This is a genomic window from Streptomyces sp. NPDC059080 (assembly GCF_042739975.1).
In the GTDB taxonomy this organism is placed as follows: Bacteria; Actinomycetota; Actinomycetes; order Streptomycetales; family Streptomycetaceae; genus Streptomyces; species Streptomyces benahoarensis.
The window spans coordinates 1-3,328 of sequence record NZ_JBHYGX010000006.1; the positions used below are offsets into that span (position 1 = coordinate 1).

Sequence of the window (3,328 nt, forward strand, 5' to 3'; positions counted from 1 at the left end):
GTCCGCAGTGCGATACATCCGCACCGCACGCTCACGCAACTCCAGCGAGTATTTCCTTGGGGCAGCCATGGTCGTAGGTCCTCTCATGAGTCCCATCTGACCCTCTGTCAGCTCCCTCCGCATCTCGGGGGAACCTCAGTCGACCACCAGGGCCCACTCGGGGCTGGAGAGCGCCGCGACCACTCCGCCAAGAGCGGGCCCCGCCACGTAGAGCGCGAACTGTTTGACCGTGGCGAGCAGGCCGTTGACCGCGTACCGCCCCTCGCTCGGGACGAGACCGATCGCCGCGATCCTGGTACCGGAGGTTGCCAGGGAACGGAGCGAGGAGCCGAGCAGCAGCGCAATGATGAGAACGCCTATGCCGAGCCTCCCGCCGACCGCGGCCAACCCCAACGCGGCCAGCGTCACTCCACGCAGCAGGCTGTCGGCCATGATGGAGGCCCGCACCGGAAATCGCAGCGTACCCAGGCTCGCCGGTATCGCGAGACAGGTGGAGGAGAGGTACGGGGCGGCAGCCGACAAGGAAACCGCGAATGCCGCCGGAAGCGGGCCGTGGTTCTTGAGGGCCACCAGCGGAATCGCAGTGATGAGCATGCCGTCGCCGATGCTGGAAAGGGCGACTCCCCCGAGGAAGAAGGCAAGACGAGGATTCCTCAGTGCCTGACCGTAGGACCACTCCTGCTTCTGCACGGACGCTGACATTTCAACCTGTTTCGAGGGATGGGTGAAAAGATTGGTCGGAAACCCAGAGGGTATCGGGATCCAGTCTTATCAGCCATTTACGCTCGCCGGGCCTCTCACACAGGCTGAACCTGTCGTCCCATAGGCTTACATCCTCACCCAGGTATCTGACCAACTTCCGGTGGGCCAGGTCGGCGTCGAAGGGTACGACGAGACCGGAACCACGAGCGATAACCTGGAGCGTTCGGCCGGAATGGACATCGCAGGTGTCGATGGAGAGTTCGAACGCCGGATCTTTGCCGAGTCGATCTGCCATTTTGGACCACTGGCCGCTGAAAATCCAGAACGCTTCGTCTTCCCAGAGAAACCAGACCGGCCGGAGGGTCAACCTGCCGGTGGCGACACGTGCGACCAACGGCTGCCGCAGAAACTCCTCAACATCGAAGGGGGTTTCTCTCATCGCGCCGAACGTGCCGTCCCGGCGCTTCAATTTCACACTGGGCAATGAAGTAAACCTCCGAACCCTGCCTCAGCTTCCACTCCTGTCGGCCCCTCGCGCCGGATAAACGCAGCGGAAGCCGATTTCGTTGTGGCGATCCGTGATCAAGTCCTTGCCCCGGTAATAGGTCGTCAAGCAGACCGCGGGGGACGTCCAGGTTCCGCCACGCAGCACGAAGAACGCCTCTTTTCGGTTCATGAACTCGATCGGTTCCCTCCCCTTGAGGAAGGGATCCATGGCGTCCTTGGTGTAGAAGTTCGTCGCCGTCATCTCCCAGACGTTGCCCGACATGTTGAGGGCGCCGTAGGGGCTCGCTCCCTCCGGCAGGGCATCGGCGGGCAGCACCGGAGACTCGGGGTGGTCCGGGCGAGCGGACAGAAGGAGCTTTTCGAGCTCATGACGGTCCTTGGGGTCCACTCCGAAGGACCGCGACACCTCATTCGCGTACGCGGGGTTCCACTCGTTGCCCCAGGGGAAGGAGCGGCCGTCCACCCCGCGCGCGGCTTTCTCCCACTCGTCCTCGGTCGGAAGCCGCCCGCCGGCCCACTTCGCAAAGGCCCAGGCGTCGTACCAGTCGACGCCGACAACCGGCTGGGACGGGTCGTTGAAACGGGAGTCGTGCCGGTGCGCGGGGGTGTGATCGTGGCCGATCGGCTGGTCGGGGTGGTCGAACTCATCGGTGCCGGCGGCATCGCGGAGAAACTCCGCATAGCGCCGGTTCGTCACCGTGGTCCGGTCGATGTAGAAAGGTTCCAGGTCAACCGCGCGCAATCGATTGTCCTGGTCATTCATCTGGAACGAGCCGACCTGTTCGTAGACCTGCTCGATCTGCCGGCGCGACGCACCCGCGATGAACGGGCCGCCCGGAACGAGGACCACGTCCTCGTTCCGCCGCTCCTGCTTGCTCGCCGCCACCTTCTTCCGCAGTCCGGCGAAATGCTCGTCTTCCAGGCGATGCAGCGTGTCCGGATCCTCGCTGCCGAAGATCGACAGGAGCGCACGTTTGGTGTACGCGGCGCCGAAACCGACGGGCTTGCTTATATGGTCCCGAGTGAAATTACTGGGCCAGCCCGTGATGCATATAAGGTCTCGGATGGCAGTATCGACGCGCTTTTCGCCAGCGGTCCTGATCGCGGTGAAGGCCACTTGGTCGACCGGGTCGTGCGTGCAAGAGGCGATAGTCTCCTTCGCCTCCGTGTCGTCGGCGAAGTGCTCGCCCAACAACACGACGCCGGCAGCCCGCACCGTCCACTCACGGTGCTTTCGGGCCAGGTTGCAGAGCTCGGCCACGCGCCCTTCGGCCGCGAACTTCTCGGCCATCGCGATCTCTTCTGACGCCTGCGCCTCGTGCTGGTCGGCTGCCACCATGCACCCCCTGGAGTATTCACTGCAGTTTCCACATGGGACGGTGCTGCCGCCGTGCACACCACAGGCGGCAGCACCAGAATGAGGGCTGTGAATCAGCCCTCCCACTTCGAGTTCATCGCAGACTCACGCGATCCAAGGAAAGTCTCGTCGGACATGTCCGGCACCCCCTCTCGCATTGTGGCGTCGGTAAGAACCTGGCATACGCGAATGCCCGGGGCAATCGCCTGACTGTCATTTCGTTCGATTTCGGCAAGGCGCCTACGATGCGGATGCTGATGCCGAGGGGTTCGATTTCGATCTCTGATCCTGCTGTGCAAGGGGGGATCACCTGTGGTCATTCATGCAGGTGAGGTGCCCGCTGCGGGCAGTTCTGCCAGTACTGTCGTGCCGGGAGGGGGTGAAGAGAGGGGAGTTCTCCGAGTGGCTCATTCCTGAGGAATCGGCGTCGCGGAGTCTGGCCGAATCTTCGCCGTGCAGTCGACGGCGTAATTTTGTTCATTATTTATTTTGTGCGGGGTTTCCTTTAGGCGGTCCAAATCTTTCCACTATTGGCGATGTGTCCACTTGCCATGATGGTGCTTCGGTATCCAGTGCGTGCACCTTCGATAGGCCCGTCCCGATACTGGGAATATCCAGCACCCTCGAAGCAGGCAAGGAATGCATCTGAGCCGTAAACCAGAACGAGGCCGGGTGTGGGGGGTGGTGTGGTTGTGGGAGTCGGGGGACGGGCGGGAGGGGGAGGCGACGAAGACCAACGCGCAGCCAACACAGACAGGGGCG

3 protein-coding genes are annotated in these 3,328 nt (G+C 62.9%); all 3 read right to left on the bottom strand.

The window, feature by feature from the left end; translation table 11 throughout:
• Positions 1-135 precede the first annotated feature (135 nt).
• Genes ACFWWQ_RS06300 through ACFWWQ_RS06310 form a run of 3 tightly spaced genes read right to left on the bottom strand, consistent with a single transcriptional unit; the run spans position 136 to position 2,548 of the window.
• Positions 136-702: a hypothetical protein gene (locus ACFWWQ_RS06300; protein WP_384590989.1), complete on the bottom strand. Its 567-nt coding sequence runs from the start codon at positions 700-702 to the stop codon at positions 136-138.
• 1 nt (position 703) lies between these two features.
• The gene (locus ACFWWQ_RS06305) at positions 704-1,177 is read right to left on the bottom strand and encodes a pyridoxamine 5'-phosphate oxidase family protein (protein WP_384590992.1); all 474 of its coding nucleotides are present in this window, start codon (positions 1,175-1,177) and stop codon (positions 704-706) included.
• Positions 1,178-1,210: 33 nt separating this feature from the next.
• Complete coding sequence (locus ACFWWQ_RS06310) at positions 1,211-2,548, bottom strand: formylglycine-generating enzyme family protein (protein WP_384590995.1); 1,338 nt, start codon at positions 2,546-2,548, stop codon at positions 1,211-1,213.
• Between the last annotated feature and the right edge of the window lie 780 nt (positions 2,549-3,328).